Annotated in this window: 28 protein-coding genes and 2 tRNA genes; 7 read left to right on the top strand and 23 right to left on the bottom strand. The window is 62.0% G+C overall.

Features of this window, described 5'->3' with window-relative positions; genetic code table 11:
* Nucleotides 1–432 precede the first annotated feature (432 nt).
* Nucleotides 433–969: an isochorismatase family protein gene (locus G522_RS0107340; RefSeq protein ID WP_026790479.1), complete on the top strand. Its 537-nt coding sequence runs from the start codon at nucleotides 433–435 to the stop codon at nucleotides 967–969.
* A 301-nt stretch (nucleotides 970–1,270) separates the two neighbouring features.
* On the opposite strand, the gene G522_RS0107330 is transcribed toward G522_RS0107340, so the two are convergent.
* Nucleotides 1,271–1,347 (bottom strand) — tRNA-Asp (locus tag G522_RS0107330).
* A 645-nt stretch (nucleotides 1,348–1,992) separates the two neighbouring features.
* Between G522_RS0107330 and G522_RS0107325 the strand changes: the two genes are divergently transcribed.
* Complete coding sequence (locus G522_RS0107325; RefSeq protein WP_156886860.1) at nucleotides 1,993–3,588, top strand: prolipoprotein diacylglyceryl transferase; 1,596 nt, start codon at nucleotides 1,993–1,995, stop codon at nucleotides 3,586–3,588.
* 25 nt (nucleotides 3,589–3,613) lie between these two features.
* Here G522_RS0107325 and G522_RS0107320 read toward each other — a convergent pair whose 3' ends face one another.
* On the bottom strand, nucleotides 3,614–5,626 hold the full coding sequence (locus G522_RS0107320) for a lytic transglycosylase domain-containing protein (protein ID WP_051228412.1): 2,013 nt from the start codon (nucleotides 5,624–5,626) through the stop codon (nucleotides 3,614–3,616).
* A 230-nt stretch (nucleotides 5,627–5,856) separates the two neighbouring features.
* Between G522_RS0107320 and dapA the strand changes: the two genes are divergently transcribed.
* The 3 genes from dapA to G522_RS0107305 all read left to right on the top strand — a co-directional run bounded on the left by dapA (nucleotide 5,857) and on the right by G522_RS0107305 (nucleotide 7,393).
* Nucleotides 5,857–6,732: a 4-hydroxy-tetrahydrodipicolinate synthase gene (gene dapA / locus G522_RS0107315; protein ID WP_026790476.1), complete on the top strand. Its 876-nt coding sequence runs from the start codon at nucleotides 5,857–5,859 to the stop codon at nucleotides 6,730–6,732.
* A gap of 14 nt (nucleotides 6,733–6,746) precedes the next feature.
* Nucleotides 6,747–7,229: an SsrA-binding protein SmpB gene (smpB, locus tag G522_RS0107310; protein WP_026790475.1), complete on the top strand. Its 483-nt coding sequence runs from the start codon at nucleotides 6,747–6,749 to the stop codon at nucleotides 7,227–7,229.
* Nucleotides 7,230–7,303: 74 nt separating this feature from the next.
* A tRNA-Ser gene (locus G522_RS0107305) sits at nucleotides 7,304–7,393 on the top strand.
* A gap of 54 nt (nucleotides 7,394–7,447) precedes the next feature.
* Here G522_RS0107305 and G522_RS0107300 read toward each other — a convergent pair.
* Complete coding sequence (locus G522_RS0107300) at nucleotides 7,448–8,389, bottom strand: GlxA family transcriptional regulator (RefSeq protein WP_026790474.1); 942 nt, start codon at nucleotides 8,387–8,389, stop codon at nucleotides 7,448–7,450.
* An 80-nt stretch (nucleotides 8,390–8,469) separates the two neighbouring features.
* Between G522_RS0107300 and G522_RS0107295 the strand changes: the two genes are divergently transcribed.
* A complete protein-coding gene (locus tag G522_RS0107295; RefSeq protein WP_026790473.1) occupies nucleotides 8,470–9,168 on the top strand; it encodes a DJ-1/PfpI family protein in 699 nt (232 codons plus the stop codon).
* Nucleotides 9,169–9,275: 107 nt separating this feature from the next.
* Here the strand turns inward: G522_RS0107295 and G522_RS0107290 are convergent, their stop codons facing one another.
* The 8 genes from G522_RS0107290 to G522_RS0107255 all read right to left on the bottom strand — a co-directional run bounded on the left by G522_RS0107290 (nucleotide 9,276) and on the right by G522_RS0107255 (nucleotide 18,125).
* On the bottom strand, nucleotides 9,276–9,839 hold the full coding sequence (locus G522_RS0107290) for a response regulator transcription factor (RefSeq protein ID WP_342663875.1): 564 nt from the start codon (nucleotides 9,837–9,839) through the stop codon (nucleotides 9,276–9,278).
* Between the two features lie 426 nt (nucleotides 9,840–10,265).
* The gene (locus G522_RS0107285) at nucleotides 10,266–10,841 is read right to left on the bottom strand and encodes a transglycosylase SLT domain-containing protein (RefSeq protein WP_026790471.1); all 576 of its coding nucleotides are present in this window, start codon (nucleotides 10,839–10,841) and stop codon (nucleotides 10,266–10,268) included.
* Nucleotides 10,795–12,027 (bottom strand): flagellar hook-length control protein FliK, encoded by a 1,233-nt coding sequence (locus G522_RS0107280; protein ID WP_026790470.1) that lies wholly within the window; start codon nucleotides 12,025–12,027, stop codon nucleotides 10,795–10,797. The genes G522_RS0107285 and G522_RS0107280 overlap by 47 nt, the downstream gene beginning before the upstream one ends.
* Complete coding sequence (locus G522_RS0107275; protein ID WP_026790469.1) at nucleotides 12,024–13,208, bottom strand: hypothetical protein; 1,185 nt, start codon at nucleotides 13,206–13,208, stop codon at nucleotides 12,024–12,026. The genes G522_RS0107280 and G522_RS0107275 overlap by 4 nt, the downstream gene beginning before the upstream one ends.
* Nucleotides 13,205–14,641 (bottom strand): MotB family protein, encoded by a 1,437-nt coding sequence (locus tag G522_RS0107270; RefSeq protein WP_026790468.1) that lies wholly within the window; start codon nucleotides 14,639–14,641, stop codon nucleotides 13,205–13,207. The genes G522_RS0107275 and G522_RS0107270 overlap by 4 nt, the downstream gene beginning before the upstream one ends.
* A 5-nt stretch (nucleotides 14,642–14,646) precedes the next feature.
* Nucleotides 14,647–15,270: a hypothetical protein gene (locus G522_RS0107265; protein WP_026790467.1), complete on the bottom strand. Its 624-nt coding sequence runs from the start codon at nucleotides 15,268–15,270 to the stop codon at nucleotides 14,647–14,649.
* On the bottom strand, nucleotides 15,270–16,934 hold the full coding sequence (fliF, locus tag G522_RS0107260) for a flagellar basal-body MS-ring/collar protein FliF (protein ID WP_026790466.1): 1,665 nt from the start codon (nucleotides 16,932–16,934) through the stop codon (nucleotides 15,270–15,272). The genes G522_RS0107265 and fliF overlap by 1 nt, the downstream gene beginning before the upstream one ends.
* 165 nt (nucleotides 16,935–17,099) lie before the next feature.
* Entirely contained in the window at nucleotides 17,100–18,125 is a 1,026-nt protein-coding gene (locus G522_RS0107255; RefSeq protein WP_026790465.1) for a flagellin N-terminal helical domain-containing protein, read from the bottom strand.
* A 71-nt stretch (nucleotides 18,126–18,196) separates the two neighbouring features.
* Here G522_RS0107255 and G522_RS29960 point away from each other — a divergent pair, with 71 nt between their 5' ends.
* Nucleotides 18,197–18,403 (top strand): hypothetical protein, encoded by a 207-nt coding sequence (locus G522_RS29960; protein ID WP_156886858.1) that lies wholly within the window; start codon nucleotides 18,197–18,199, stop codon nucleotides 18,401–18,403.
* On the opposite strand, the gene fliP is transcribed toward G522_RS29960, so the two are convergent.
* From fliP to flhB, 12 genes are all read right to left on the bottom strand, one after another.
* Entirely contained in the window at nucleotides 18,392–19,111 is a 720-nt protein-coding gene (gene fliP / locus G522_RS0107250; protein ID WP_051228427.1) for a flagellar type III secretion system pore protein FliP, read from the bottom strand. The genes G522_RS29960 and fliP overlap by 12 nt on opposite strands.
* A 50-nt stretch (nucleotides 19,112–19,161) precedes the next feature.
* Nucleotides 19,162–19,686, bottom strand: coding sequence for a flagellar basal body-associated FliL family protein (locus G522_RS0107245; RefSeq protein ID WP_051228410.1), 525 nt, complete (start codon nucleotides 19,684–19,686; stop codon nucleotides 19,162–19,164).
* 8 nt (nucleotides 19,687–19,694) lie between these two features.
* Nucleotides 19,695–20,378 (bottom strand): flagellar basal body L-ring protein FlgH, encoded by a 684-nt coding sequence (locus G522_RS0107240; RefSeq protein ID WP_026790462.1) that lies wholly within the window; start codon nucleotides 20,376–20,378, stop codon nucleotides 19,695–19,697.
* Nucleotides 20,375–20,935, bottom strand: coding sequence for a MotE family protein (locus G522_RS25995; RefSeq protein WP_051228409.1), 561 nt, complete (start codon nucleotides 20,933–20,935; stop codon nucleotides 20,375–20,377). The genes G522_RS0107240 and G522_RS25995 overlap by 4 nt, the downstream gene beginning before the upstream one ends.
* Before the next feature lie 83 nt (nucleotides 20,936–21,018).
* The gene (gene flgI, locus G522_RS25990; protein WP_245586607.1) at nucleotides 21,019–22,359 is read right to left on the bottom strand and encodes a flagellar basal body P-ring protein FlgI; all 1,341 of its coding nucleotides are present in this window, start codon (nucleotides 22,357–22,359) and stop codon (nucleotides 21,019–21,021) included.
* A complete protein-coding gene (gene flgA, locus G522_RS0107225; protein ID WP_026790461.1) occupies nucleotides 22,359–22,829 on the bottom strand; it encodes a flagellar basal body P-ring formation chaperone FlgA in 471 nt (156 codons plus the stop codon). Before flgA ends, flgI begins: the two co-directional genes overlap by 1 nt.
* 18 nt (nucleotides 22,830–22,847) lie before the next feature.
* On the bottom strand, nucleotides 22,848–23,636 hold the full coding sequence (gene flgG, locus G522_RS0107220) for a flagellar basal-body rod protein FlgG (protein ID WP_026790460.1): 789 nt from the start codon (nucleotides 23,634–23,636) through the stop codon (nucleotides 22,848–22,850).
* 10 nt (nucleotides 23,637–23,646) lie between these two features.
* Nucleotides 23,647–23,985, bottom strand: a complete 339-nt coding sequence (fliE, locus tag G522_RS0107215; RefSeq protein ID WP_026790459.1) for a flagellar hook-basal body complex protein FliE — start codon at nucleotides 23,983–23,985, stop codon at nucleotides 23,647–23,649.
* Nucleotides 23,985–24,401 (bottom strand): flagellar basal body rod protein FlgC, encoded by a 417-nt coding sequence (gene flgC / locus G522_RS0107210; RefSeq protein WP_026790458.1) that lies wholly within the window; start codon nucleotides 24,399–24,401, stop codon nucleotides 23,985–23,987. The genes fliE and flgC overlap by 1 nt, the downstream gene beginning before the upstream one ends.
* 4 nt (nucleotides 24,402–24,405) lie before the next feature.
* Nucleotides 24,406–24,786, bottom strand: coding sequence for a flagellar basal body rod protein FlgB (gene flgB, locus G522_RS0107205; protein ID WP_026790457.1), 381 nt, complete (start codon nucleotides 24,784–24,786; stop codon nucleotides 24,406–24,408).
* An 81-nt stretch (nucleotides 24,787–24,867) separates the two neighbouring features.
* Nucleotides 24,868–25,299, bottom strand: a complete 432-nt coding sequence (locus tag G522_RS0107200) for a hypothetical protein (protein ID WP_036838375.1) — start codon at nucleotides 25,297–25,299, stop codon at nucleotides 24,868–24,870.
* The gene (gene flhB, locus G522_RS0107195; RefSeq protein WP_026790455.1) at nucleotides 25,296–26,396 is read right to left on the bottom strand and encodes a flagellar biosynthesis protein FlhB; all 1,101 of its coding nucleotides are present in this window, start codon (nucleotides 26,394–26,396) and stop codon (nucleotides 25,296–25,298) included. The genes G522_RS0107200 and flhB overlap by 4 nt, the downstream gene beginning before the upstream one ends.
* Nucleotides 26,397–26,400: the final 4 nt, after the last annotated feature.

Raw genomic sequence — 26,400 nt, 5'->3', positions numbered from 1 at the left:
TCTGCGAACCCTCCGAAAGGCTCCACAGATACGAGATCGAGAGCGGAGACACGGGAAGACGATCCTATTCGGGATCAGAAGCCTTGCCTTGCGACGCAGCCACCTTCCGTTCAGCCCCCAGCCGGGCATCGTCCACTGTGAACGATGGGCGGCTCATACAGGAAAGGGGCACCTACAGCAAGCGAAAACGGGCCGCGTGCCCCAATTCCTGCCTGCCTGGCCATGACGGCCTTGGGCTCGCCTCGATATGGCAAGAACGCAAGTTCAGGTCGACAGGAAGGATAGCCTGTCTGCACCATCCGCAGGTTGGCGACCATCAACGTCAATTGCTGGAAATTGGGGCACCGCACAGGGATTTGCCCGAATGGTCAAGCCTGCCACGCCATGCTTGGCTGGCCTTCTTGGGAGAAAAGAGCGCCGGGGAGGGCAGATATGGACGTGATGCTGGTCGTCGACATGCAGGTTGGCTTGAGGGAAGGCGCGGCGAAATACGACCTTCTCGGTGTCGTCGGACGCATCAATGCTCTCGGTGTTGCAATCCGGAAGCGCGGCGGCCGGGTGATCTTTATCCAGCATGCCGGAGGCGCGGGCGATACGTTCGAACCGGGCACTCCCGGTTGGCGATTTCTGCCGGAACTCAGGCGAGCGCCCGACGACATGGTGGTCGCCAAGACGCTGAACGATTCTTTTCACGAAACGTCCCTGTCAGACATCCTCGCCGACTTCGGGTGCGATCGGCTGTTCATCACCGGATGGGCAACCGACTTCTGCGTCGACGCAACGGTACGCCGGGCGGTCTGTTCCGGAAGAGCCGTGGTGCCGGTTGCCGACGCGCATACGCTATCCGATCGGCCACACCTTTCGGCCAAGGCGGTCATCGAACACCATAACTGGGTCTGGCGTGGTTTGATTGCGCCCGGCGGAATAGAGGTGCTGCCGACCCACGCCATCCTGAATGGCGCTCGCTGAGCAGAGCTCAGGCTGCAAATCCGTTGCCGAGTTTCGGCAAGGCCTCTTCCCGCCAGAGCCGCGCCTCCTCGTCGGATATGGCTGCCTGCCCATCGCGGACAACCTTCTGAGCGGCGAGGTAGGCGCTTGAGATTCTGACAGGACGAGATTCGACTGTTCCGCCATTGGAAACCCCACGCAATTTGCGATGCGAAGGCAGAACGCTCGAAAGAGATTCATGTTCAAAACGAGCAAAAAAGATTTAAAGCGCGGATTAAACAAAGCGCGCAAAGCGCTGTTTCAATTTTGCTTTCGGAAGAAGTGGCGGGAGTGACGGGGCTCGAACCCGCGACCTCCGGCGTGACAGGCCGGCACTCTAACCAACTGAGCTACACCCCCGCTGGGCCGTATCGTATCGCTCGCTGTCTTGTCGGCAGCGCCGCGTTCCGTGTTGGTGAGCGGTGAATTAGGGGATGCCTCTGGCGAAGTCAAGCGACCTTTTTCGACTTTTTGTCGGGCAGGAATTCACGACGAGGAAAAATGGCAGAATCCTCCTGATTTTCCTTGATAATTTCCTTTAGGTTCCCCTTGCCAGAACAGCTTTTCATACCCTCGTAAGGTCACGAGTGAGACTTTGCCGGCGAATCCCACTTCAAGCGGTCAGCGGGACATGGCGGCGGCAATTATAAACCGATGCCTGGGTAAGTCGGCTCTTCCTTTTCACTGTCTCCCGTCCGGCGGCAAAAACGCGCGCCCATCCTGATGACAGATTAGCCATGGTCAGTCCGCAGGAGTCGCGCCGGCCTATCGCTCGGTAAAACTTGATAAACTGCCACTCATTTAACAATGTGTGCTATTTTGGTCATTCGGCCGCCATAAGTCGCAACTTGGCGCGTCACGAATATAGATGAATCGATTCTAGCGCCTTGACCACCTTCCGTCCGCAAGATTTCGTCGCAGCAACGGGGAACCGATGGGTCGTGGGGACCACGGCCCGTCGAGGAGACCGACAATCGAGTCGGCTTTCATCGGTATGGGGGGATTATGTCAGCGCGTCTTGTGAGGATTCTAGTGCTATCTACCGCCATTGTGGCCGGTGGACCATTCATCGTTTCATATGCCGCTCAAGCCGCCGCTGTTGTTCAGAACGCGCCGGTGAAGCTCACCGCGGCGCAGATGCTGGACAGGCAAGGTGTTGCCGTTACAGTCATCGCCAAGAGCTATACGGCCCTGTCCAAGGACGCCCGCGGCCGGTCCGTGCCGTTCCTGAAGGGATTGATCGATGTAGCCAATGCCTACCGTGATGTCGGACTGGCCAGTAAGGCGCACGACAATCGCAAGATGGGTACCGCTCTGCCGAAAGTGGCGACGGCACTTGCCAAGCTGAATAGTGCGTACCAGCTCTCGGGAATTCGAGACCCCAAAATCGCCGACTCGCTTAAGTCTCTTAACGTCCTTTGGAAGAGCTATCTCAAGGTCGTTACTGTCAACGCGCCGCGCAAATCGGATCGGCAGGCTGCGATAAGTGCTCGCAAGATCAGCCATATGCGCCATGCGTTGATGCGGCGCGGTGCGAGCCAGAAGGATGACCGGCGCGCTGCGGCTCAGCGGGCTCACCTGCTGCTGCTTCTCAAGGAAGCTGACGCGGCGAGCCGCCAAGCCGATCAGCTGTGGTATGCATCCATGCTGATGGCTGAGGTCTATGGTTATTATGCTGGCGCCTACGAATATTACTCTGCCTATGAACCGGCCTATGCCGTCGACTACCGTGAATCCTGGCAGAGTATTTCCTCGGAGACGGAATATTTCTACAGTGAGTCTGTTTCCTACTATGAGGAGTATTCATGGTCCTCGTATGAAGAGACCGTGGAGGTTTCCGAGAGCTATGAGTTTGGGTTGACTGAGCAGGAATTTACGGCTGCTCAAACCGAGGTCGAGACTTCAGGCGTCAGTGTTGGCGCCGAGGTGGAGAACCTCTATCAATCGTCAGAAGAACGGCAGACGCTCGACAGTGTCGAGACAAAGATCGACGCCGAAGAGTCGGCGGCAACGCAGGCGCCCGAGCCCGATGCTGCAGCGCCTGATACCGGAGATGACCAACCCGCCGATGCCGATGCAGCGCCGCAGACGGACGATAGCGCCTCCAGTCAGCAGGACGACAGCGGGCAAGGGGCGAGCGAAGTGCCTGCCAATGACGATGCCTGTGCCGGGGACAATCCGCCGCAAGACTGTTTTGCCACTTCTTCAGACGAAGGTGCCGCCCAGGACGAAGCTAATCCTGCCGAACAGCGTCAGGAGGAGGCAGCGCCGGACGATAATGGCGGGTCGGATGAGAACGCAGGCCAATCCGACGAGAGCGGTGACGCATGCGCCGGTGATAATCCACCGGCCGACTGCGCCTCGAATAACGAAGGCGCTTCCAGCGACGAGGGTGCCTCTGGTGACGCCGGTGCTACCAGTGATGAGGACACCTCCGGTGCCGAAGGGGCTTCCAGCAGCGACGACGCCGGTGGCGATCAGAACATTGAGGAACCTGCCCAGGACGACTCTGCAGTTGAGGAAGAGTCCAGTGGCGGGGACGATAGCTCCGGTGGCGATGATTCCGGCGGTGACGATTCTGGCGGCGGCGAGGAAGAGTAAGCTCCAGCGCAGGCCTTGGCGCGGCTTAATTGCCGCGCCGGAGGTCCTCCACGATGGCAAGATGGGCGCCATCGAGACGTTCGCGGTAGACCTGGATGTTCTCCAAAACCCGCTGCACATAGTTGCGCGTCTCGCCGTAGGGGATGCTTTCGATCCAATCGACGGGATCGACGCTGGGATTGCGTGGGTCGCCGAAACGCTGCACCCATTCCCTGACGCGGCTCTTGCCAGCATTATAGGCGGCAAAGGTCAGGATGTAGGAACCACCGAATTCATCCAGCAGTTCGCGCAGATGCGCGGCACCGAGCGTAGCGTTGTAGCCGGGGTCGCTGGTGAGGCGATCCTTGGAGAATTTGACGCCAATGGCCTTTGCCGTGTTGGCAGCCGTCGTCGGGATCAGTTGGAGAAGGCCGAGGGCGCCTGCCGCCGAGCGGGCCTGCGGATCGAAGGCGCTTTCCTGGCGGGCGATGCCGTAGACCATCGCCGTCTCCACCAGTTTCTGATGGCGAGCGCTTTCGGGAATGGCGTCGAGCGGGAAGGCGAGGCGTTCGGCGCCGAGCCCGCGGTCCGCCGCGAGTTTGCCGATCTGCAGGGCGAGCCGGTGGTCGCCTTGGCTCTCGGCGAAGCCGGCCAGCAACGCCACCTGGCCACCGGTGGGTAGCGTCTTGGCCAGTTCGAGATAAAGCAGGTTGGCGTCGCTCTCCCTGTCGGCCCTCAGCAACTGCACCAGCACGCGGGCGAGATCGGCGCGTGCGAAAGCGGCGCGATCGGCGTCGGTGGGCTTCGGTGCCGGCGGCAGGCCGAGGCTGGGGAGGCCAAGCTTCACCCGCGACAGCTGGCCGTAGAAGGTGAACTCATCGTCGGCGGCACGGCTGTAACGGTTGCGGGCATTGGTGGCCCGGCCAGCCGCCTCCTCGGCGCGAGCAATCCAATAGTTGGCGCGGGCGCGGGAAATCGGCTTTTGCGATACCTTTTCAAGCTCGCCGAAATGGCGCAGCGCCACCTCCGGATCCTTCAGGAAGCGCAGGGCATACCAGCCGGCATGGAAGTGAGCTTCCTGCAGCGTCGTCTCGCTGCCGCCCGCTTGACTGGCCACCACCTTATAGGCGAGGCGGAGACTGTTCTTTTCCACGAGGTCGCGCGAGACGATGCGACGCTCCACCCACCACGCGTCGCCGTTCCGCGCGGTCGATTTGGCTTCCACCGATAGAATGGCCTTAGCCGCTTCCTCGGGGCGATCGGCGCGGCGGTGCCATTCGGCCAGCGTGAAGGCGTAGAGCGGGTCTTTGCGAGCTAATTTCGGCACTGCGTCGAGTTTGCGGCTGGCGTCGGAGCCACCGCGCAGCACGGCCGCGCGAGCCGTGGCGAGCGCGGCATAGCCATCCGGCAAGTAGGGCGTGAGCGCCGCCGCCTGGGTGACGCGATCGGCATACATCAGCATGTCGTAGCGCGCCTTGTGCTGAAGGCGGGTCAATACCTTGCCGAACTCGGCAATGACCGCCTTGTCTTCGGCCGGCGACAGCGGCTCCCGCGCCCACCAGGCACCGAGGAGCGCCGAGGCATCGGAGTTGCGGCCGGCGGCGATCAGCGCGCGGGCCAGCGATTTGGTACCTTTATCGGTGATGGGCGCCGAGCCGGCATAGGCGGCGATCTCGTCAGTCGGGCTGAGGTTCATGTCGGAGAGAGCCTGTTCGGCTCGCCGGCGCATCAGCTCCACCGACGGCCAATCGGGCCGGCGACGCGCGAAATCGGTAATGGTCGCCGGCGTCAGCCCTTCGGTGCCGCGTCGAATGGCCATCCAGATGACGATGTCGCGGTCGAGCTCCGAGAGATTGGCGGCGATGGACAGGGCCCCGGAGAGGTTTCTCGAATCGAGCGCGTCGAGGGCCGAGCGCAGCCCTTCGATACTGTTTTGCGACAGGCTCGGCAGAGCACCTGTGATATCGGCGATCGGCGCGGCAAGGATCGGCGACGACTCCGACAACATGGCCGGCAGGGCGATCAGCAGTGCGGCAACGAGCGAAGGCGTCTTCAGCATGGCAACCCTCATCAATTGAAAATTAACTTCAAGATGTCGCCATTTTGTTGAGGAAACCTTGACGCCGCCGACGGAGGGGAGGGTGAACTGAATTTGTGACACGCCTTTGTGGCAAATTTCCACAATGGCGGGCGGAGCTGTTGTCCTTCGCCCATCCTCGCCTTATTGTCCGCCGGCTGCGGATCGGGGTGCACTTTCGTACCCTGCCCAGTCCATCATGAAGAGGGATCATGTTCAAGGGATCGATCACCGCGCTTGTCACGCCTTTCCGCGACGGCGCCATCGACTGGAAGGCCTTCGAGGCTTTCGTCGACTGGCAGGTCACGGAAGGCAGCCATGGCCTGGTTCCGGTAGGAACCACGGGCGAAAGCCCGACGCTCAGCCATGACGAGCACAAACGGGTGGTCGAGGCCTGCATCAAGGTGACGGCCGGCCGCGTGCCGGTGATCGCCGGCGCCGGCTCGAACAACACGGCCGAGGCTATCGATCTCGCCCAGTTCGCCGAAAAGGCCGGGGCGAACGCGCTTCTCGTGGTCACGCCCTATTACAACAAGCCGAACCAGGAGGGCCTTTACCGGCACTTCAAGGCGATCAACGACGCCGTCGGCCTGCCGATCTTCATCTACAACATTCCCGGCCGGTCGGTGATCGACATGTCGGTGGAGACGATGGCCCGGCTCAACGAGCTTAGGAACATCGTCGGCGTCAAGGATGCGACGGCCAAGCTCGAGCGGGTGTCCGCCCAGCGGCAGGCGATGGGGCCCGGCTTCATCCAGCTTTCGGGCGAGGATGGAACGGCGCTGGCCTTCATGGCCCATGGCGGCCATGGCTGCATTTCGGTGACGGCCAACATCGCGCCGCGGCTTTGCGCCGAGTTCCAGAATGCCTGTCTGGCGGGCGATTTCGGAAAAGCCTTGTCGATCCAGGATAAGCTCTATCCGCTGCACCATGCGCTGTTCATCGAGCCGAATCCGCAGGGCGCCAAATACGCCCTGTCGCTGATCGGCAAGATGCAGAACGAGCTGCGCCTGCCGCTGGTGCCGGTGGCGCCGTCGACGGAAATGGCGCTGCGCAAAGCGCTCGAGCACGCCGGCCTTTTGAGCTGACGGATGGCAAGGTGATGGCGCAGAAGAAGAAAAAGGCCGATCCGAACAAGAAGATCGTCGCCGATAACAGGGCGGCGCGCTATCACTATGCGCTCGGCGAAAAGCTCGAGGCCGGCATCATGCTGGTCGGCACGGAGGTGAAGAGCCTGCGTGCCGGCCGCATCAACCTCGGTGAGGCCTATGTCGGTGTCGCCGGCAGCGAGGTCTATCTCTACAACGCGCACATTCCCGAATATCTTCAGGGCAACCGCTTCAATCACGAACTGAGGCGGCCGCGCAAACTCCTGTTGCATCGTAAGCAGATCGACCGGCTGATCACCTCGATCCAGCGGCAGGGCATGACCATCGTGCCGCTTCGCCTCTATTTCAACGAGCGCGGCATGGCCAAGTGCGAGATATCCGTGGCCGAAGGCAAGAAGCTGCATGACAAGCGGCAGGCGACCAAGGAGCGCGATTGGAACCGCGAAAAGGCAAGGCTCCTTCGCTCGCACGAGTAAGTATCGAACCGACGCCGAATCCCTTGCCAAGACGATCAAAAATCGACATGTTGCGCGCCGCGCAAGCAAGCGCAGGACGGATGGCCGAGTGGTTTAAGGCAGCGGTCTTGAAAACCGCCGAGGGTGCAAGCCCTCCGTGAGTTCGAATCTCACTCCGTCCGCCAAATTCTTCTTTCTTGACAAAACATTAGCTTGATAGGTGCCAAGAGCTTTGAGCGTCAGGCAAGGGCGCGTCTGAGCGCTTGCGGCGGCTGGCCATAGTTTCGCAGAAAAGCGCGGCGCATTCGCTCGGGATCGCGGAATCCCGTGACCATCGCGATTTGTTCGATGGGTTCGCGCGAGCTTTCCACGCGCTCGCGGGCAGCTTCCAGCCGAAGGCGCTCGACGGCCTTGGCGGGACTGATACCGACGACCCTCTGGAACGCGCGGGAGAAGTTGCGAGGACTCATGGCCATGCGCTCCGCGAGCTGCTCGATGGTCATTCGCTCCGAAAGATTGGCGCGCATCCACTCGAACAGGGGCGAAAAGACCGTGGCGTCACCGCCGAGGTCTGCAAGTGCCGAAAACTGTGACTGGCCGCCGGGTCGGCGGTAATAGACCACCATTTCCCGCGCAACCTGCCGAGCGACTTTTTCGCCGAGGTCATCGGCGATCAACGCCAAGGCCAAGTCAATACCGGCGCTGATCCCCGCCGAGGTCCAGACATTTCCATCGCGAATGTGAATGCGATCGGCCTCTACTCGCAACGCCGGAAAAATCTGCTGGAGCTGTTCGGCCCTCCGCCAGTGCGTTGTCACGCGCTTGCCATCGAGCAGCCCCGCCGCGGCGAGGATGAAAGCACCTGAGCAGACGCTACACAGCCGCCTGGTTTCGCTTGCGCAAGCCTGCAAGTAAGCAATGCTGCGCGGGCATTGCATGGCGTCTCGACTGCCATTGCCACCGGATACGAGCAGGGTATCGATGGACGTTGCGTCGGCTACGGCAATGCTGTTGATCGAAACGCCGGAAGAGCTCCTGACTGGTCCGCCCGGGATCGACAGGATCGCAAGCCGATAGCTCTCGGGCCTTATCCGGCCGGCAATCTCGAATGCCGTGATTGGCCCCGTCGCATCCAGAAGCTGGAAATCCGCATAAAGGAAGATGCCGACGGTCTTGGTCATGGCTGAAAACGAGGGATCAATGTCATTTGGTCAGGTTGCTCGCTTGGGCATGATGGAGCAAGCAAAAAGGAGGGCGGTCCATGACCGAGCAACCATTCCGCATCGTCTTTGCCATCTACTCCGGTATGACCCAACTCGATTTCACCGGGCCATATCAATTTTTCGCGCGCTTGCCGGGGAGCGAGCTCATCGTTGCGAGCGGTGCCGGTGGCGATGTGATGAGCGAGGGGCTGACCTTCGCGGGGACCCATCGCCTGGCCGACATTGCAGCCTGTGACATGATCTGCGTGCCAGGAGGCGGAAATGCCACCACGGTCGCCCTGGATGCTGCCTTTGTCGGAGAGATCCGGCGTCTGGCTTTAGGTGCGCGTTATGTCACCTCGGTCTGCACTGGCTCGCTCATTCTGGGAGCGGCCGGCTTGCTCGCAGGGCGTCGATCGGCTTGTCATTGGGCGTGGCGGCATCTGCTGCCGCAGTTTGGCGCCATCATCGATGAGAGACGCGTCGTGCGCGATGGAAATGTCATTACCGGCGGAGGTGTGACCGCCGGCATCGATTTTGCGCTGACCGTGCTGGCCGAGATCGCCGGCGCTAATGCAGCCCAGATGATCCAACTCGGACTGGAATACGCTCCCGCGCCACCCTTCAACGCAGGACTTCCGGACAGCGCTCCGGCAGAGATTGTCGCCGCATATCAGCAGCGGATGGCAGGCCTTCTGCCGCGTCGGGAAGCAGAAGCGCTTGCGGCCGCCGAAAGGCTTGCCGTACAGGCAGAGTAATAGGAGCCACTTGTCGCAGGTGGCCTCGCGAGCACTCGTGAGAACGCTTGGTGTTTCGCGATCTCCAGCGGCGTGCCTTGTCGCCCGCCGCTAGAGATGCGATCCGCTCAGCTGTTTTCCAGCATGTAGCCGACGTAGCGCTTGGAATCGATGGGATCGAAGCCGAGGCGCGCCCGCAATTTCTTGCGTAGCTTGCTGATGTGGCTCTCGATCACGCTTTCCTCGACTTCCTCGTTGCAGAAGCCGTAGACGAAGCCGAAGATCTTTTCCTTGGTGACGCGCTTGTTCTGGTTGCGAACCAGATACTCCAGAATCCGGCGTTCGCGGCGAGGCAGAACGAAGGGCTCTCCGTTTACCTCCGGGTCTCGGCCGTCGAAGAAGACGCGCATCGACCCGATAATCTTGCAATCGTCGGTCTGGCTGCCTGTCCGACGCTGGATGGCGCCGGCTCGGGCAATGATCTCGCGGATGTGGACCGGCTGCCGGACGACGTCATCGACGCCAACGGCAAACAGATTCAACGTCTGCTCGAGGCTGGGAACGTCACTGAAGGCAATCAGGGGGGCGCCGCATCTCTCACGGATGATTTTCGGCACCGACTGACGATCTTCACAACTGCCCAGTAGAAACCCCTCGATGGTTAACAGGTCGCTGTCAGGTGCGGCCCCCATCCAGTCTCGGAACTCCGGCGATCGGAAACCGATCGAGGAAACCCCTTCTCGTTCAAATCCTGACGTGTATCCGGAAGTAACGATCTTCCGGTCATCAATGACGACGAACATAGCTCACATCTCCGTCAATCGATCTTTTTTATAATGATCAACGTCGGGGACAAGCTATGTTGATAAGTGTAGATCGGTCAACTTGTTGCCACATGTATCTGGCATGCTTCTGGTTATGTGATTATGTATATGGAAACGCTTCCGATCTAATTTGTCTGACAAACGCCTCGATTAAGTATCGAAAAATTCCATAAAATTATGTACTATTTTCAATGTAGTTCATTTTGTATTCACAATATGGCTCATGTATACGCCGATCGGTTTCCCGGTCAAGCCCTACTGCCCAATCTGTCGGGAAGTTTACTTACTTATCTCTCAACCAAGCTTCCGCCCACAGAACGCGGCTGAGTTCGGCGTCCATTCGCCGAAGCCCGCGCGCACCATGTTTCCGATTACAAGGCAGACATATTGTTTCTGGGCCGGGTTATTGTTGGGACCGGCGTGATAACGGGCGACGGCCATTGTCCAAGTGTCATGACGATCATGCAGCTCGTTGAGGAAGCGAGCGGCATACTGGACGTTCTTGTGCGGATCGAACATCTCGGCCACCGAGGCAAAGCGTTCGCCGTGATAATGGTGGTTGATCTGCATGCAGCCGAGATCGATGAGCTTGATACCGCGCGCCCGCTCGGTCTGGAAACGATCGAGAGCAACGGCCAGACTTGGGGCCACGTAGGGCTTGCCGGCGATGTTCATTGCCAACGGCTGCAATCCCTTCTTGCCGCCGCTCTCGGTCATGCCCACGGCGTAGAGCACGCCGAGCGGAATGCCGAACTCGTCGGCCGCCGCTCGCATTTCGCGCTCGCAGATTGTCAGCTCCTCGGCCGCCGCTTGGCCGACTGAGCTACAGATAGAGATCGCCGCCAGAACGGCCAGCGCCGCTTTCTTCATGGGTCGCTCCTTCTATCGGCTGGGGACGGGTGGACGGCCGGCCACCGCTGCCAGCGGAATCGTTCGAACCGCGATTTCCGCCCGCTTGCGCGCCTGGCTGCCCGGACGACGGCTGGGCGCCGGCTCGGTTGTCGCCTGTCATCTGCCCATTGTCCGGTGCCGTCGAAGTGGTAATGGCGATGACGTCTGCCGTGTAGCCAGAACCGCGTAGCACTCGCGTCAGCGTGTCTCGGTCCTTGGCAAGGAGATCGGCGGTCTCCTGGCGAGACGCTACCACTTCAAGCTCAAGCGATTTGTCGACAAGCCGCATCTTGAGGACGACGGCGCCGAGGTCTTCAGGCTCCAGCTTGATGTGCAGCACCTTGAGAGGCCCGCTGGAATGGTGCGACGGCTCGGCCACCTGTGACGCGGTGTCCGTTGGGGCCGGTTCAGCGACAGTGACAAGCTCCTCGCCGATGGCGGTAGCGATCTGCTGTACCGGGGACAGGCGCGCTACCGGCTCGAAATGTGTTTCGCGCGTGACGACCGTCATCTTGATGGGGGCGAGATCCACGGTCTCCGGCTCGGTGGCACTCTCCGTCGACCGGTTCAAAAGGGAAGACAACGCGGTAAAGGGATCTGTCGTATCGGTCGTCGCCGAGGTAGTGCCATCGCTGCGCGTCAGGTCGAGGCCGGCGGTGGTTGGCAGGGCCATGCCCACTGACCGGCTAGGGTGGTCGGCAGTTGAGTGGGGCTTGTTTTCCGGCAGCACGGCCGGCCCGTCGCCATCAGGTGCGCGGGCCGAGACCAGTGCCGAGAGGTCTATTGTTGTAGCGGGCTGCTCCTGGTGGTCCGCCGCACTACTTGCGAGAATGGTCTGCCAAGCGAGTACCGGTTCGCTGCCCACCGAGGGTTCGCCGGCTTGAGCAGCCGCGTCGGCCTCGGGTGCCGGCTTCCCCTTGTCATCCTTGGACTCGGCACGGTTGCGAATGGACGGCAGGCCACGCTTGGCGGGATCGCCGGGAAGCGTTTTGGTTTCCTTGTCGGAGGTCCCGCTGGCGACTTTCTCGGGATTGCCGAGCTGTTTCAGCAGAGATCGGAAAGCGGCATGCCGGCTGTCACCATCCTTTGATGCGGTCTTGCCGATCGTCTTTTCGGCTGGTTTGTCGGTGACCGGCGCCGCCAACGGTGTTTCGATTCTGGTCATGGGCTATTCGCCTTTTCGAGGAGGGCATCCACGGTCGAAAGGTCCGCTTCGGCGGCCCGCATGGTGCCGGTCACCCAATCGTCGCCGCGCTTGGCATCCGCAGCCACAGTGGAGACAGGTTCGAGCGGTGTCGGCACGGCCGGCGCCTCGCCAACGGCGGTGGCGACGGCAACGGCGGCATCCAGCAGGTCGGCATCGCGCCGGCTGAGCTGGCGGCGGTTGAGGCTCGAAAGGCGCTTCTGCACCTCGCCAATGTCGTTACCGGCGATAATCGAAGCAGCCGCGTCGTAAAGGCCGGCTCGCATGGCGTCGCTACCGCCGAGTGGAGCCAGCTTTACCGCGTCGGCGGCTGCCGAGCGTGCGGTACTGAGTTTCCCATGAACGACGGCGGCCTGAGCGAGCTGCAGGAATAGTGCCCGCTGGTTCTCGGGATCGGAGGATTTGAGGATCGTCTCAAGGCGCGGAAAGCGGTCGTCGCCATCGGCGATGCCGAGCCTGGCGATGGCCGTCGAAAAGCGCTGGCGAAAATCCTCGGCGTAGATGGATGTGCTGAAACGACGGAGATACTGGCGAGACAGGAACTCGAAACGATCGAGGTTGCCGGTCTGGGCGACCAGGAACACCTCGCGGCGTAACGCCGCCTCTTCCACCAGCGTGCCCGGCATCAACAGGCGGGCATCGTCAAGCAAGCCTACAGCCCGGTTGAGATCCTCACGGGCGACGAGACCTGCCTGGACCAGCGCCACCTGACCGCCGAGCGAAGTCGGCAGGGAGCGGGCATCAAGCGGCAACAGCCGCTTGCGGGCTTCATCCTCCCGGTTTTCGATATAGGCGAGCGCTCCTGCGGCAAGATTGGCATCGACGGCAATCGGTGGGCTTAGGGTGAGAAGGCCACGCAACAGCCTGGGGTTGCCGCCGGAAAGCGTGTAGGTGACCGCCGCCCGCGCGTTGCGCCCATCCTGCCAGACCGTGGGGTCCGCCGCGAGGAATTTGCTTTCCATGACGCCGAGCAGCTCGCGCTGGGCAGCAACGGCGGCAGCGTTGCCGTCGGCGATTTGCGCCTGCAGCGTTTGCAGCGTCCGCACCATCTCAAAGGGCGGAATGGTGTCGGGCGGCGTGTCTGCAGCGGCGAGCGGGCTGGCGGCTAGGAGCGCGATGAGGAGGAGGGCGCAGCGGTTCAAGTTGGCGTCTCCCGGATCAGGATCTCGATGCGACGATTTTCCGGCGCCTCGGGGTCACCGGCATTTTTCAGCCAGTGGTCAGCGTAGCCCTCGATCTTCTCGAAGCGCGCTTCGGGAACGCCGCCGCGCACCAGCATGTAGTAGGCCATGTGGGCGCGGGCGGTGGACAGGCGCCAGTTGTCATAGTCCTTGCTGTGGAATGGCCGGGCGTCGGTGTGGCCGCGCACGACGATCTTGCCAGGTCGCTTCTCGATCAGCTTGCCAATGGCGTCGATGGTGCGGATGAGTTCTGGCTCCGGCTCGGCCGAGCCGACAGCGAACATGCCGAATTTCCGTTCGTCCATCAGCGTTACCAACAGCCCCTCGGGTGCGGCGGTCACTTCGATGCCGGGTGTCGGACCGATGTTGCCGACGGCGGCCTGGATATCGTTACCAAGCGTCTTCGCATCAGCGCCTTGCCTGGCTTGAATGGGCTCGGCACTGGCGAGAGAAGCACCGGCGACCGATTTTTCGGCCTCCTTGGCGACTGGTTTGTCCTCGGCAATCGCCTGCTTTTCCTGTCCGTTCGCCGCTGCGGGGGGCGTCTGTTCCGGTGTTGAAAGCTTGGCGACGGTCTGGCTGTCCTTCGCCTCATTTGCAAGAGCAGGTGGTGGTGGCGAAGGTGGAGTGACAGGTGTCGCCGCCGTTTCTGGACTCTTTGCCAAGCTTTCGATGGGCGGCTTGGCAAGGGGAATGGGTGGAGTGACCTCTTTCGCCTCGGTCTTTGCACTGGTTTCGGGTTTGGTCGCGACGGGTTGTGCGACAGCCGGCGTATCGGCTGTGTTCTGGGCGACAATGTCACTGCCGCCGGTTTCGTCGCCGTCCTGCGGCGACGGTTTGTGCGACATTTTCCAATAGACGGGATCGAAGGGATCGCGCTGGGCGTCGCCGCCGTTGAGACCGGGTTCGCCGGACTGGCCGAGCGTTTCAAAAGCGCCGACGTTGTCGGCCGATTGATTGGGCTCCGAACCGGCGACCAAGGCAGCCAACACGGCATAAGGATCTTCAAACAGCGCGGCTTCCGAATAGCGCGGCTTACGTTCGTTCGGTTTATCGAGCGTCTGGCTGTATCCCTCAAGAGTGTCGTCGACACTTTTCACGGACGACCGCTGGTCCTTGCCGTCGGGCTTGCCCTCTTTCTCGGTTTCGAGCGGATCGCGCAGGCCCTTTTTATCGACCGTCGCTTCGGCAAGCTTGATCGGGTTGAAGTAGCTCGCGACCGCCTCGCGCGTCTTCTGGTCGGTGGCGTTGATCAGCCACATCACCAGAAAGAAGGCCATCATCGCCGTCATGAAGTCGGCATAGGCGATCTTCCAGACGCCGTGTTGGGGGAGCTCGGTTCTGCGATGCAGCGATCGGCGGACGAAGATGATTTCCGTGGGTTCGGCACTCATGGTGCTCACTCTTCAATGGGAAGGAGGCGGGCGACCCATTCCTGGAGGCGGGTCTCGATCAGGGTCTCACCCGCCGTCACGATGATGTCCGCACGGCCGTCAGGGCGAAAAGCGATGGAGGGAGCGTGCCCACCCAGCTTTTCGGCCAAGCGATCCAGCAGATCGGCCGGACCGGTAATCTGCAGGGGCGGCGCCGCGCTGTCGCTCAGCAAGCGGTCGACGCAGCTGGCAAGGTCGTCGATCGACCGGTCGACCAGCCGCTCGACGAGAAACGGTCGGAGGGCACGGGCCGCGGCGACGCCGAGCTGTTTGCGGAGCACCGCAAACCGATCGTCGATAGCGCTGGCAATCCGTTCGGACTGCTCTTCGGCCCAGGCTCTGCGAGCGGCTTCGTGTTCGGCTTGCAGCGATCTCGCCTGTTCGGCCAGCGCTTCGGTCAGCTGCCATTCGGCGTCGGCGCGTTCCTCCGCTCTCACCGCGGCAACTGCCTCAGCCACCCGACGCTCGATCTCTTCGGCAATGGAATAGCCGAGCGGTTCGATCGGTGGTTCGGCTTCAAGTTTCACCGGCGGTGGATCTGGCCGGTCGAGGTCGAAGATGGTGAGTACGTCGATGGCCGAACGGAGCATCAGGCAGCTTCCTCTTCACTCATCCACTGCCTGAGGATGCTCGCAGCCTGCTCCTCGTCCATTTCGACGAGTTGCTCCAGCACCTTGAGCGGCGAATTGCGCATGCGGGCGTTCATGTCCTCGATGAGGTGCTGCATGCCGCCGGCGCCTTCGCCGCTGGGCAGGGCCGTCTGGCTGGCACCGGCAAGGGCGGCAACCGCCTCGCTCGAAGCGTCGGCCAGCGCTGTGGCAGCTTCCTTCTCTTCGGTCTTGGTCTCGAGACGCGGCAGAAGAGCGTTCATCGCCGGCCTCAGGCCGAACCAGATGAGCAGTAGTGCAACAGCGAGAATGGCGACCGCATTGACGACGGTACCGGCCTGGCGCAGCAGAACATCCTTGAAGGTCAGCGGCGGCACCGGCTGCATGTCGGCGTAATTGTCGGCGAAATCGACAGCCGTCACCTGGATATGGTCGCCGCGTTTCTCGTTGAGGCCAGCCGCGGATGCCGCGAGGTTGCTCATTTCCTTGACGCGGGCGTCGATCGCCTCGGCGGTGGGCTTTTCCCCGAGCGACTGGGCGATGCGGGCACGATTGACGATCAGCGCCACCGACAGCGACTTGACCTGATAACCGTCGCTGATCACTTCCTTGGTGGTGGTCGATATCTCGTAGTTGGTCAGCTCTTCGCGGCGCTGATTTTCCTCGCTGGAGCGATCGCCGGGGTTGGTCGCCTGTACGGTTTCCTCGGGCAGGTTCTGTTCGACGGTGGTCGGCGGATCCTGGCTGGAGTTCTGGGTGTTGCCGCTCTCGCGCACGGTGCGCACCGAACGTTCAACCCGCGACTCCGGATCGAACAGAGTTTGGTTGGTGTGCGTGCGATCGGTGTTGAGCTCGGCGGCAACGCTGATCTGGAAATTCTCCGAGCCGAGATAAGGCGTCAGCGCATGACGGATGTTGGCCTCGATGCCGGTTGCAACCGTCCGTTCCAGCCGGTTGGTCTTGCTGCCGGGCAGGGATGTCGCATCTTCGCCCGAGGCAAGCACGCTGCCTTCGGTGTCAAGGACGGTGATGTGATCGACGCCGAGACCGGGCACGCCGCCGGCCACCAGTTGGCGGATCGCCTCGGCCATGCGGACGTCGTCGGGCACGTCGGTGCGGATGATCACCGAAGCTGACGGCGGCTGCTGGTCGCGCCGGAAGGAACCGCGATCGGGCAGCACGATATGGACGCGCGCCGCCTTGACGCCCTTCATGGTCTGAATGGTGCGGGCGAGCTCACCTTCGAGAGCGCGTACGCGCGTCACTTCCTGCATGAAGGATGTGAGGCCGAGCGAACCGAGCTCGTTGAACAGCTCGTAACCAGCGGCCGCGCTATGCGGCAGGCCCTTCTCGGCAAGCAGCATGCGTGCCTGTGAGGTCTGGGCCGGCGTCACATAGACCGTGGCGCCATCGGAGCTGACGTCGAAAGAAATGCCGGCATCGGTGAGTGCCGAACCGATCCGCGAGGCGTCGCCGTTCTCGAGGCCGGTATAAAGCACCGTATATTGAGGGCGGCTCAGGTAATAGGCGGAGCCTGCGATCAACGCCATCATGGTGACGGCGACCATCGCCAAGGCGGCGAGCCGCCGGGGACCAAGGTCGAGAAGGTTGATCCAGAGGGTTTCTGCGTGTTCGCGAGCGGTCATCTGTCGATCTCGATGCGGTCCGTTGCGTCAGGGGCGAAGCCGGCGGGCGGCTGGGTCGTCTAGGGCTCAGTGTCGTTCGGCAAACTTGCGCGAGCATTGCCTCTAAAGAAAAACCACGCCCCGAGGGGCGTGGCTTCCGTGCGACTTCGAGCGGGTGGTGTTCGCTCAGCCGCGGAACAGCGACAGAATGTTCTGGCTGTTGGAGTTGGCGATCGACAGCGCCTGGATACCGAGCTGCTGCTGGGTCTGCAGCGCCTGGAGGCGGGTCGATTCAGCGTTCATGTCGGCGTCGACGAGCTGGCCGATACCGCGACCGATGGCATCGGTCAGCGACTGCACGAAGTCCTTCTGCGTGTCGATGCGGTTCTTGACGGCGCCCAGGTTGGAGGCGCTGTCGGTCAGCTTGCTGAGAGCGCCGTCGACGATCGAGATATAGGCCGACAGCTTCTCTTGGTCGCCGGCCGAGTCGGTCAGCGCGGAGATGTCGAGGTCCTTGATCTTCAGCGTCTGGGCCGTATAGACCGGCGTCGCCGCACCGTTGGAGGTTGTAATACCCCACGTGGAGTCGAACAGACCCTCTCCGCCGATCTTTACCGCACCAGCAGCCATGCCAGCGGCATCGGCGGTCGGAGCGGTGCCCGTGGCGGCAGCGGTCGTGCTGGCGTCGTAGAGCTTGATCTGGTCGACGTCGACCTTGATCGTCTCGATGGAGATCGCATCGCCGACACGCGAGAAGGAGGCGACGACCGACTTGTCCTTGTTATAGTTGGCAGCAGACGAGTCCACCGACAGCCAGTTCTCGCTGTTGAACACCGACGACGAAGCGATGGAGTTCATCTGGCCGAGACGGGCCTTGATGTCCTGCTGGATCTGGCCGCGGTTGACGCCCGGGGTCTTGGCGCTGACGAGCAGCTTGCCGATTTCGGTCAGCTGATTGACGGTGGCGTCAAGGGCGGTGTACTGCACGTCCACCGTAGCGGCGCCGAGGCCAAGGCTGTCCTGCACAGCAGACAGCGACTTGTTGTCGGAACGCATGGTGGTGGCAATCGACCAATAAGCGGCACCGTCGGAAGCTGACGAGATGCGCAGACCGGTGGAAATGCGGTGCTGCGTCGTGTCGAGCGACTTGTTGGTGGACGCGAGGGTCTGGAGGGCGGTCATTGCCGCGGCGTTGGTCAGAAGGCTGGCCATTTTCGTATGTCCCTTTTGGATTAGTGAGATGGGACATTCCGGGTTTTCACCGGGATGACAGGAGCGGCATCATGCCCTTGGATCCTCTTGGTTCGCTGAGCGATCCAACCTGCCATGGCCTCACCTTGCTCGATGAGGCTTGCGTGAAGCTGACGCGCGGCGAAATGGCTTTTCTGGGCTTTTTCAGAGGAAACGCCACGTGCCGAAATGCAAAAAAGCCCGCTCCGGCGCTGGAGCGGGCTCTTGAGTGCAAGAAACTGTCGCCGCTAGAAAAATGACCGAACCAGTCCACCAATCAGCATGTTCCAGCCATCGATCAGCACGAAGAACAGCACCTTGAAGGGCAGCGACAATACGGTTGGAGGCAGCATCATCATGCCCATGGACATGGTGAGCGTCGCCACGATCATGTCGATCACCAGAAAGGGCAGGGCGATCAGGAAGCCGATCTCGAAGCCGCGTCGAAGTTCGGAGATCATGAAGGCGGGAATCAGCACTCTGAGCGGCGTCGCACCACTGTCCGCCTTGACGCCGAGATGCTCGACAGCAAGATCTTCGAACAGCTTCAGGTCCTTGTCGCGGACACGCTGCGCCATGAAATCGCGGAAGGGATCGGAGATCTTCTCAAAGGCGACTTCTTCGGAAATCTCGTTCTTGGTCAGTGGCAGCACGCCATCGGTCCAGGCCCGGTCGAAGGTCGGTGCCATGACATAGAAGGTCATGAACAGCGCCAGGCTGATCAGGATGAGGTTGGCCGGTGTCGTCTGCAAACCGATGCCGGAACGAAGGAAGGATAATGCGACGACGATGCGGGTGAAGCTCGTCACCATGATCAGCAGGCCCGGCGCCACCGACAGCACGGTCAAGAGGGCAACAAGCTGGACGATACGGCCCGAGGCCGATCCTTCGCCGGCCGGGATCAGGGAACTGAGGTCAGGTATGCCGGTACCGAGTCCGGGAATCTGAGCAAATGCCGGCGCGCTCATGACGACGAGCAGAGGAGCGGCCAGCAGAGGGGCGGCGAGCAGAAGTTTCTTCACTGGACCACCAGGCTTTCGATGATGAGGTCCTTCACATCGCCGCCCGAACGGATGGCAACGCGATCCTTGAGGTCCTCGCGGAGATGCTGGAGCTGGGTGGCGCCCTCAAGCTGCCCGACTTTCAGCGTCTTGAGAAAAGCCAGGAGATCCTCGGAGATTTTCGCCGCGATGACCTCCGAGTTGGGCATCTCGTCTTCAAAGACGATCGCTGCGTCGAGGCGTAACCAGACGTTGGCGGGATCAGAAAGATTTGTGACGATTGGCTTCAGCCGGTACAGGCGTGAGGTACGGGAATCGGCCTCCCCCGTTGCCGTCGCGTTCTGCTGTTTGCTGGCATCGGCGACCTGTGCATAACGCACGAGGTGGATGCCGAGGCCCAGACCAGCCGCTACGGCCAGAATTGTCAGAAAGAGCGCCGGCTTCAACACTGTGCCGCGCTCGGGCGGCGGTAGCCGGCGCACTTCTGTCTCAGCTTCGGCGGGAGCCGCTTCGCGGGCGGCAGTGAGCGAGAGCTTGGCCATACTGCCTCTCAGAACGGAGCCACGCGGTCGTAGATCTGATGCAGCACACCTGGCTGCTGCACCTCGGTCAATCGGCCACGGCCGCCATAGGAAATGCGCGCCTCGGCGATCTTTTCGTAGGGAACGACGTTGTTGCCGGAGATGTCGCGCTGGCGGACGATGCCCTGGATGTTGACGACCCGCATCTCGAAGTTGACGCGCATTTCCTGCGAGCCTGAGATGATCAGGTTGCCGTTGGGCAGGACGCTGGTGACGACGGCTGCCAAGGTGACCTTGATCGCCTCGGAACGCTCGACGGCACCTTCGCCCTTTGATTTCGAGGTTGAGTTGGCACTGCCATTGAGGCTGGCGTCGGAACCACTGCCATCGACCGAAAAGCCGAAGCCGGCGCCGAAGCCGGCACTGGAAACGCGGGAACGCTCCGACGAATTGTCGAGGGCAGCCTTGTCATTCATCTGGATCAGAACAGTGAGAACGTCGCCGACCTGATGGGCGCGAGAGTCCCGGAACAACCCCTCTCCACCGCGAACGTAGGTGGAGTTGGGATCGCGGAACATGGCCTGTTCGGGCGCCAGCGCGTTGAGCGGCAGTGCAGCGCCGACCCGAGACATCGTCGGTTCCGTATTGAGATCATTGGAGGTATTGCAACCGGCCAGCGTCAGACCGGCAATAAGAAGCAGGGCGCGCTTCAAGGGGTGTCTCCTTTGGCGGACAGTTCGGTCATGCCGGCAAGCGCGCTGGCGAGCTGTGAGGCGCGGGCGGGTTCCATTTCGTTGAGAATGGCGCTGGAGGCGCGCGCGTTGAGCCGGGCAAGCACGGCCGCCGCCATATCGTCGTCGAGGGCAGTCAGCTGGCCAGCCGCGGCTTCCGGCTTCATCTTTGAATAGATGGCGACGATATCGTCGCGGGCAGCGGCCAGAAAATCCTCGCGCTTCTTGAGCCAAGCCTCATACTCGGCTCTCTTGGCCTCGAGGGCGGCGATCCGCTCGGCAACGCGTTTGTCGAGCGCTTCCAGGGTCGATTTCTGCCAGGCGAACCGGGCATCGGCGGCGACATCGCGGATATTGACGCAATATTGGCGCGCCTCTTCGGTCAGCGCCCGCATTTCGAGACCGGAATGACTGGTGGCGTCGGTTTCAACCGGCGATACCGTCTTTGTCTCTGTCGCTTGCGCCATGCCAGGGAAGAGCTGAACCGTCATGGCAGCTGCGAACAGGCGAAACAGAATGCGCCGTCGGATCGACGTCATGTCGATATCCCCTCAGTCCTTGATTTCACGTCAGGAAGGTCGCACCGCAGTCTTGCGCGGGGCTGGCCCCGTTGCAGGCGGCATCACTGCACAACCAGATCCGCCTGAAGCGCGCCGGCCGTCTTCATCGCCTGGACGATGGCTATGACGCCGGTCGGCTTGAGACCGATTTGATTGAGGCCCCGGACCAGCGTTTGCAGATCGGTGCCGCCGATGATGGCAAGCTTGCCGCCGCTCTCGCTGGCGTCGACCATGGTACGCGGCAACACCACCGTCTCACCGTTATCGGAGAACGGCTCCGGCTGCGATGCCACCGGCGTCTCGGTAACGCGGATGCTGAGGTTGCCGTGGGTAATGGCCACTGTCGAAATGCGCACGTCGGCACCCATCACCACCGTACCCGAACGCTCGTCAATGACGACGCGGGCCGGTGTATCGGGTCTTACCGGCAGTCCTTCGATTTCGGCGATAAAGCGCGCCGCCGACATGCCGCGAGGCTTGACGAGAGCGACGGTGCGATAATCGCGTTCTTCGGCGACGGCGGCGCCGTAACGGCGGCGGCTGTAGGCATTGATGGCGTCGGTGATCCGAATGGCCGTGCGAAAATCGGGATTGCGCAATTTGAAGGTCAATGCGCCAAGACCGTCGAGACTGGTCTGAAGTTCGTGCTCGACCAGCGCGCCGTTCGGGATACGGCCGGCAGTCGGCGTGCCCTTTTGCACGCTTTCGGCCATGCCGGCGGCGCTATAGCCGGTGACGGCGATCGGCCCCTGTGCCACGGCATAGACCTCGCCGTCGGCGCCGGCGAGCTGCGTGATCACCAGCGTGCCGCCTTGCAACGAACTGGCGTCGCCGAGCGAGGCGACGTTGACGTCGATGCGCGATCCGGCGCCGGAAAAGGCTGGCAGTTCGGCAGTCACGATCACCGCCGCGACGTTGCGGGTGCGGAGTGCGCTGTCGCGGACGTTGACGCCGAGCCGTTCCAGCATCGACTGCAAGGATTGCTCGGAGAAGGCGGCGTTGCGCAATGTGTCGCCGGTACCTTGCAGACCGACGACGAGACCGTAGCCGACGAGCTGGTTTTCGCGAACGCCTTCGACCGCGGCGATGTCCTTGATGCGGACGTCACCAGGCGCCAAGGCGTGTACGAGTGAATCCGGCGTACTGGGAGCTCTCGGCTCCGGTCCGCTTCGCGGCACGATCGGCGCGATGACGGGCGGCGGCGGCAACGACGGATTGGGCGCCATGTCGGCGGCCAGCACCGTCGGAGCGTCTTTGCCGGCCAAGGGCAGGGGGGTATCGGCGACGCTGACCACCTCGCCGGTCTGCGGATCGAGGGTGATCGGCATCCGGGGAGCGTCCTGGGCGGAGGCCGACTGGAGAGCGATAAAGCCGACGGCGAGGCCGGCGAAAAGAATGCGCATCAGCTCTTTCCTACGACGATGCTGCCATCGGCCTGGACAACGCCGACGATGACAGTGCCGGATTCGGTATTGCGCACGCGGATCACCTCGCCAGCGCTGCCGGACTGCATCGGCTCGGCATAGGTGATGATCGTGAGCCCACCTTCCATGAAGACGAGGCGCACCGGTACGCCGCGCCGCACCAGCTGCGGATTTTCGATGGCGTTGATGGTAATCGGCTGACCTGGCAGCAGTGTACGCCGCGCTACCTTGCCGACCAGCATTTCGCGGCCGGCGACGACCGCTTCGAGGGAAGCCCTCGTCAAGCGGAAGCGGCGCTCGGTCAGCATCTCCTCGGTGATCGGATCGCCGGGATAGATGGTGATGCCGGGCACCGGTAGCGTCGACACCATCTGGGCGCTGGCCGGTCGGAGAGCGACGAAGCCGGCAACGAGGAATGCAAAAGCGGCGAGCAGTAGCAGGCGTTTCATGGAAAGGCCTTTCCGGCGTCAGCGCAACCCGTTCGAGATGGTGCCGGCCATCGAATCGGCCGCCGAGATAACCTTGGAGTTCATCTCGTAGGCGCGCTGGGCGGAGATCAGTTCGGTAATCTCGGAGACGGGATCGACATTGGAGGCCTCGAGATACTTCTGGCGGATCTTGCCAAAGCCTGGATCGGTGGGAACGCCGGCGACCGGCGTTCCTGAGGCGAGAGTTTCTCGATAAAGATTGCCGCCGATCGGTTCGAGGCCGACGTCATTGGTGAAGTTGGCGAGCGACAGCTGACCAAGCGACTGCGGCTTTGCCTGTCCCGGAACGGTGGCGAAGATTTCGCCGGATTCGTTGACCGTGAGATCGGTGGCGTCGGTGGGAACCATGATCGTCGGCTGCACGGTGTAGCCATCGAGCGTGACCAGCTTGCCATCTGCGCTTTTGTTGAAAGCGCCGGCGCGCGTATAGAGGGTTTCGCCGTTTGGCCCATCGATCTGGAACCAGCCGCGGCCATCGATCGCCATGTCGTAGGTATTGCCGGTCGGCGTCATGCCACCTTGCAGGTGCAGGTTGCGGATGGCGGCGGCGCGAACGCCCAGCCCCTGCCGCACACCCTCGGGGATCACCGCCTGGCCGCCCTGATTGGGCACGCCCTGCAAGCGCTGGGTCTGATAGAGCAGGTCGGTGAATTCGGCCCGTGACCGCTTGAAGGCGGTCGTATTGATGTTGGCGATATTGTTGGCAATGACTTCGACATTGAGCTGCTGGGCAGTCATGCCGGTGGCGGCGATGGCGAGCGCTTTCATCTTTGGTTCCTCAGATGGCCATGCGGCCGATTTCCTGATAGGCGGATACGACCTTGTCGCGAACGGCGAGGGCGGTCTGCAGCGACTTCTCGGCGGTCATCACCGCTTCGACGACCTGCTGCATGCTCATTTTCCCTTCCATACCGGCGATCGAAGCCGCCTCGCCGGCGCGGAGATCGGACACGGCCGAGCCCGAGACCTGGGCGAGTACGTCCGTAAAGCTGGCCGGAGCGGCCGCGGCGGACGTGGTGGCGTCGACCGGCGCGGCGGTGGCGCGCGCGGTGGGAGTGACGGTCGGCGGCGACAGCCGGTCAAGGTTGAAATCGAGCGAGGAAATAGGGTTCAGCATCATGAATTCCTCAAGAGATCGATGTTCATCGTCAGCATCGAGCGGGCCTGAGTGATCGCCTCGACGTTGGCCGAATAGGACCGATTGGCCTGGCGGAGGTCGCTGAGCTCGATGAGCACGTTGACGTTCGGCATCTTGACGTTGCCGTTGGCGTCGGCCGCGGGATTGCCGGGGTCGTGGCGCACTTCGAACGGACTGCGGTCGGCGCCGATATCTTTGACGACGACCTCCGGTGTTCCCATGGCGCGGTCCATTTCCTCGGCAAAGGTCACTGTCTTGCGGCGGTAAGGATCGGATCCCGGGGTGCGGCCGGTCGATTGGGCGTTGGCAAGGTTTTCCGAGACGACACGCATACGCGTCGACTGGGCCTGCATGCCGGAACCGGAAATCTTCAGAGCGGCGGTCAGCTGGTCCATCTGGTCAGCCCTTTACGGCGGAGGTCAGCATGCGGCTGAAGGCGGAGACGATGCTGCGGTTGAGGGAGAAGCTGGTGTGAATGTCGCCGGCCTTGATCATCTCCTGTTCGAGACTGACCGAGTTGCCGGAATGGCTGATTTCCCAGCCCTTCTCGCGGCGCACATCCGCCGCAGCGGCATCGAGGCCGGACGGCGCCATATGGCCGGGGTTGGTCGCCGCCAGCTCAAGGCGGGTCTGGGAAAGAACGTCGCTGAACGGTTCGACGTCGACGGCGCCGTATTTCGGCGTATCGGCGTTGGCAACGTTCTGCGCAACGGTCGCCTGACGGACGGATAGCCAGTCGGCTTGCCGGGAGGCGAGAGAGAAGAGATGGATGGGCTGCAAGGCGATCCCTCCGAGTTGTCGGGAGGGATCATGCCGATGAAAACTTGCCCGAGGCTGGCTTCGTGAGCTCAGCCTTGCTGATCAGCGGATGGGAATGAGACGAGCGTCGGCCATGGCGTCGACAAGGCGGCGCGTGTTCTCTTCCGGATCGCCGGATGAGCCGGAAACCGCGAAATAATGAACCTCGACGCCGGCATTGAGCGGTCCGAGGATCAGGCTGAAGAATACCGTTACGCCCTGGTTCTGGAATTCCATGTCGAGCGTCACCGTGGTCGGCCCCGACCAATCGGTGTCGACGGCGGCGCGCCAGCCATAACGGAGCGTATCGGGTTTGAAGTAGAGCTCGACCGAAGACGAGACGAGGTCGTCGAGATTGCCGTGCTTCTCGAGTTGGATGTAGACGACCAGATTGACGATGTCGATCAGGCGCAATTCGGCTGCGACGTCCTTGACGCCTTCGGCGATTGCCTTTTCCCGAGCGAGGGAGCGATGATCGTTTCGTGTATCCGTCATGAGTGGCCGTTGACGATGGCAGGCAGGTGGCTGTCGGACGACCGAACCTGCAGCAGATAAATGATCTCCGCCACAGCCCGGTAGAACTCGACCGGGATCATCTGGTCGAGTTCGACCTTACCGTACATGGCTCTGGTTAGCAATTTATCCTCGACCACCGGGATTCCGTTCTGCTCGGCGATCTCTCGAATTTTGAGAGCAACGAGGTCCTGTCCCTTGGCGAGAACGACCGGCGCGCCGCCCTCCTCATAGACGTAGCGAAGCGCGATCGCATAGTGGGTGGGATTGGCCAGCACCAGCGTTGCGCGTGGCACGTTGGCCATCATGCGGTGGCGAATGCGATCGCGGGCCAGCGAGCGCATCCGCGCTTTGACCAGCGGATCACCCTCGGTATTCTTGAACTCGTCCTTCACTTCCTGCTTGGTCATGCGCAAGTTGCGCCGCCACTGGATGCGAGCCCAGATCAGGTCGGCCGCCACCAGCAACACCGTGGCGATGCAGACGGCGGAGAGCAAGTGGATGGCGATGCCGACGGTGGAGTCGACGAGGGTGCCGGGGTCGGAGAACATGGCGTTCACCATCCGATGCTGTTCGGTTTTGAGGATGATCGAAACCACGAGGGCCGTTGCGCCGAATTTGAACAGCGCCTTGCCGAATTCGACGAAGCTTTGCAGGCCGAAGAGACGTTTCCAGCCTTTGGCGATCGACAGGCGACCGAGTTCGGGCTTGATGCGGTCGAACACCACCTGCGGCACATTTTGAACGAAGGAGCCGGCCAGGCCAGCAACCATGAAGATAATAATGGCTGGCACCAGAAAGCGGCCCATTTCGAGACCGACGGCGTTGAGCAGCAGAACGGCATCCTGTCCCTGTTCAAGGCGGACGTCTCCGGGGTTGTCGAGGAAGCCGCGAAGGGTTGCCGCCAACCGCGCGGAGCCGCTGCCGATCACCCAGATCATGACGATCAGCATGGCACCCAGCGAGAACAGCACGGGCAGCTCGCGCGATGTTGCGATGTTGCCCTTTTCGATAGCGTCCTGAGTTTTCTTTGGGGTGGCTTCCTCGGTTTTACTGTCTTGATCCGGCTCGTCGCTCATGACG

Origin of the sequence: Pleomorphomonas oryzae DSM 16300, from assembly GCF_000422965.1 — a bacterium.
GTDB lineage: Bacteria > Pseudomonadota > Alphaproteobacteria > Rhizobiales > Pleomorphomonadaceae > Pleomorphomonas > Pleomorphomonas oryzae.
Note: the sequence above shows the minus strand (reverse complement) of the source record. Positions and strands in the feature narration are given on the sequence as shown.